Source organism: uncultured Campylobacter sp. (genome assembly GCF_938031315.1).
Taxonomy (GTDB): Bacteria; Campylobacterota; Campylobacteria; order Campylobacterales; family Campylobacteraceae; genus Campylobacter_B.
Genome location: NZ_CALHHT010000441.1, coordinates 1 through 3,843 on the forward strand (window position 1 = coordinate 1; position 3,843 = coordinate 3,843).

Here is a 3,843-nt window from a genome sequence, read left to right on the forward strand (position 1 = left end):
ACGAGGATTTGGTAAATCACGAATTCGTTGAGAAATACACTAAGGGTTTTGAATATGTAAAAGAGGCGGTTAAGGATTATTCGCCTGAAGCCGTAGCCAAATACACTAGGCTAAACGCCGAGGATATTAGAAAAGCGGCTAGAATTTACGCTACTACGCGACCTGCGGTCATCACGCACGGAATGGGTGTAACTCACTTCAACCACGGCGTGGGCGCAGTCTGCGACATTTCAAATTTAATGCTCATAACAGGCAACGTAGGCGAGCTCGGAAGCGGCGACTTACCGATCCGCGGACAAGAAAACGTCCAAGGCTGCTGCGATATGGGAATGCTTCCTAACGTCTTTACCGGCTACAAAGCCGTAACCGATGAGAACGCGCGCGCATGGTTCGAGCAGCAGTGGAATTTACCGAAAGGCCATCTAAATGGCAAGATCGGTATTCATAAAACCGAAGTGCCTGACGCAATTCTTGATGGTAGGGTAAAATTCTTCTGGACGATGGGCGAAAACCCGGTTATGACCGATCCGAACGCAAACCACTTCCTACGCGCGATCTCCGAGGTAGAGATGTATGTAATCCAAGATATATTCTTAACCGAGACTAGCCGCAAGGCGGACGTCGTACTTCCTGGGGCTTGTAGCGGCGAGAAAGAGGGTACTTATGCCAACGCCGAGCGCCGCGTACAGCACAGCGAGATCGTAGTAACGCCTCCGGGACAAGCTAAGCAAGACTGGCAGATCATCTGCGAGCTTGCCAGACGCTTAGGACTAGGGGATTATTTCACATTTCAATCTCCAGAGCAGATTTGGGAAGAGGTGCGCAGGGTAGCTCCGCACAACTACGGCGGAATGAGCTATTACCGCATCAAAAAATACCACGGACTTCACTGGCCGTGCCCTGATGAGAATTCTATGGGCGGACCTGCATTGTATCTTGATAAGAAATTCTTTACTCCGGACGGTAAAGGAAATTTCGTCCCAGTTCTATTCGTGGATGATAAGAGCAAGATCGAAAGCGCCAAAGAGGAATTCGCAAAGCGTATGAATATGCCGAAAGATTATCCTGTAATGGCGGGCTCCGTGGACGAGAAGACCGACGAGGAGTTCCCGATCCAGCTTCTAACTACGCGTAAGGTTTACGAGTACGCAGGAGGCGCGATGACTAGGCGCTCTAAGACCGTCGAGCAGGGCGGCGACGCGATAGGACCGATTGCGGAAATGAATCCGAAACTCGCCGAGCGATACGGAATTTCACAGGGCGATTTCATCGTCGCGTGGAGCCGCTACGGCTATATCGCGATCAAGGCGGACATCACCGAGTGTATAATGGATGGTATCATTCAGATGTCTTATCACTACTGGGAGAGCTGCTGCAACGAGCTAACCAGCGGCGGCTGGGATCTAATCGCCAAAACGCCTACGTTTAAGGCGGCGATTCAGATTAAAAAGATCGACGAAGAGGAATTTTTGCGTATCCGCGAGCTTAAGCGCATTAAATTTCAAACCAATAAAGTCGTTTACGACGACTTCCACCACCATCCGATTAAATTCTAATAATTTAATCTTATCCGTAGATTCGGGGGCTATGCTTCCGAATCTACTTTTTAACAATCAATTCAAATAATATGAAATTTTTAGCGATCTAGCCGTCTTGCAGTATTTTAAAGATCAAAAATTTCAAGAATTCAATAAATTTCGCGGTATTAATACGCTTTTTTTGCGTAGTTGCACTATTTTGATAAGAGGGGGTGTGAAATTTATCTGCTATTGCGTTAATAGATGTGGCGGCAGATATTGGGCATTCGCGATTTATCAAATCCTAATAAATTTGGTCTTAATCAGAGCGGCGCAATGGAGTAAATTTTAAAGATAAGCATGATAATAAGGCTATTTTATCGCGACAAATCTTACCAAATTACATTATTGATTAAATTTTAGCGTGCGTAGGCTGATTTTATGCGAATTAGCCTATATTGCCAAGTAGCGCTGCAATTTTAATAACGCAAATGCAATTTTTGTGATTTTAATATATAAATGCAAAAGGCTCATAGGCTTTTAAAGCGCTAGACGCGGCTTTTAGTCTTAATGGTTGCAAATGCCGGTCTATGGCATAGCTGGAGTAGTTTCGCGCTCCGTCTGAAATCCATAAATTTTGATTTTAAAATTTTAGATTTAAAATTCCGAATTCCGCCGTGCTTGGAGCTCGGAATTTTTATAATTTTATTTTATCGCGTGTTTTTGGCGTTCTATTTTCACGCGGGAGCCCTTTGCTGCGCCAGATCGCGCTGCTTGCGATATTAAAGCTATTGCGCCAAAGCCTCTGCCTGCTTGCGGATGAGATTTATGAACTAGGCTCTGATATTGAAGCTATTGCGCCAAAGCTGCTGCGGCAGAATTCCATCTACTTTATGCAAAAATAGTTAGAATTTCTGCCGCTTGTCGCTCCTGAGATACTTATTATGCCGATCTGTTCGTCGCACCTTATTTTTATCGCTCGCAGCGCCCGCTTTACTTTGTCGCGCCTAAATTTTTGCTGTCAGTCGCGTTAGAATCGCTTGCAGCGCCGTGATTTTCGCTGCTTGCAGAATCTGAGCTCGTCGCACCGCTAGAGCCTGCGGAGATTGGATTTGCTGCACTTTCGCCTGCGATGCCGCTTACGTTATTTATGTAGGCTACGGTGCTTATTTTATTCCATTCTCTGCCGATTTTCAAAAATGCGCGCTGGCTGTCTAGGATCTCTTTAAACATCGGATCTTTCGCCGCTTCTTCGTCTAAGATTTCATTCGTTGCTTTTTTAAGCGCGGCTATCACGTCCGCAGGGAAGTCGCGCACCTGCACGTCCGGAAACTGCGCTTTTAGCTCCGCCCAAATGCGAGCGTTTTCATAAAAGCCCTTATTTTGGAAGTTCTCTCCGGCAAGTCTTGCTGCAGCCTCTAAGATCGCTTGAAGATCCGCAGGCAGCTTCTCTAGCGCCTTTTGATTTACCAGCAGTTGGCAGTCTCCCATAGGCTCTTGCCAGCCTGTGTAGTAGTATTTAGCCACTTTGTGAAATCCAAGCGGCATATCATAGACGGGGCTTACCCACTCGACCGCGTCGATCGTACCCATCTCTAACGCCATAAATAGCTCGCCCGTAGGCACCGTGTTTATAGTAGCACCTAGCTTGCTCATCACCTCTCCGCCTAGCCCTGGTATGCGGAATTTAAGCCCTTGCAAATCTGCAACCGAGTTGATCTCTTTTTTAAACCAGCCGCCCATTTGCATGCCGGTAGATCCCATCAAAAAGGTCTTCATGCCGTATTGCGCGAACATCTTATCGTTAAGCTCTCGCCCACCACCATAGTAATACCACGCGTGCTGCTCATCAGTAGTCATACCGAAAGGCACCGCCGTCCAGAGCATAGTTTTGGCGTCTTTGCCTTTATAATAATAAAGCGAAGTATATCCTAGATCGTATTGACCGCTTTTGACGAAGTCGAATATGCCAAAGCTTGCCTTGTGCTTGCTCGGCGTATCGATGCGGATCTGAAGCCTACCACCACTAAGGCTTTCGGCATAGTTTTTAAAATCCTCGGCGGCAGCGCCCAAAACGGGCGTAGTCGCCTCCCACGTACTAGCAAGTCTTAGGCGATATACCTTATCGTCGCCGAAAAGCTGCGAGCCCAAAAGCATGAGACATGCAAACAAAAAAATCTTTTTCATTTCTATCCTTTCATAAAGTTTTAAATTCATAAAATTTCAAAATTTAGTGCGCCGCCGGCTTAAAATTTAATCGCGTCCTGCGTTACTGCTACGAAATTCTGCTTCACGGTGTCTATTTTATCGACACGTTGCTTTCTAT

At 46.3% G+C, this 3,843-nt stretch carries 3 protein-coding genes; 2 read left to right on the forward strand and 1 reads right to left on the reverse strand.

The window, feature by feature from the left end:
• Both Q0236_RS10955 and Q0236_RS10960 read left to right on the forward strand, forming a co-directional pair.
• A partial coding sequence (locus Q0236_RS10955; protein ID WP_297917831.1) for a molybdopterin-dependent oxidoreductase occupies positions 1-1,556 on the forward strand: 1,556 nt, incomplete at its 5' end.
• Between the two features lie 713 nt (positions 1,557-2,269).
• On the forward strand, positions 2,270-2,422 hold the full coding sequence (locus Q0236_RS10960) for a hypothetical protein (protein WP_297917835.1): 153 nt from the start codon (positions 2,270-2,272) through the stop codon (positions 2,420-2,422).
• 88 nt (positions 2,423-2,510) lie between these two features.
• On the opposite strand, the gene Q0236_RS10965 is transcribed toward Q0236_RS10960, so the two are convergent.
• Positions 2,511-3,704, reverse strand: a complete 1,194-nt coding sequence (locus Q0236_RS10965) for a TRAP transporter substrate-binding protein (protein ID WP_297917838.1) — start codon at positions 3,702-3,704, stop codon at positions 2,511-2,513.
• Positions 3,705-3,843: the final 139 nt, after the last annotated feature.

Coding starts and splice junctions, on each gene's coding strand:
- Q0236_RS10965 (WP_297917838.1), bottom strand. CDS start 3,704: ATGAAAAAGATTTTTTTGTTTGCATGTCTCATGCTTTTGGGCTCGCAG.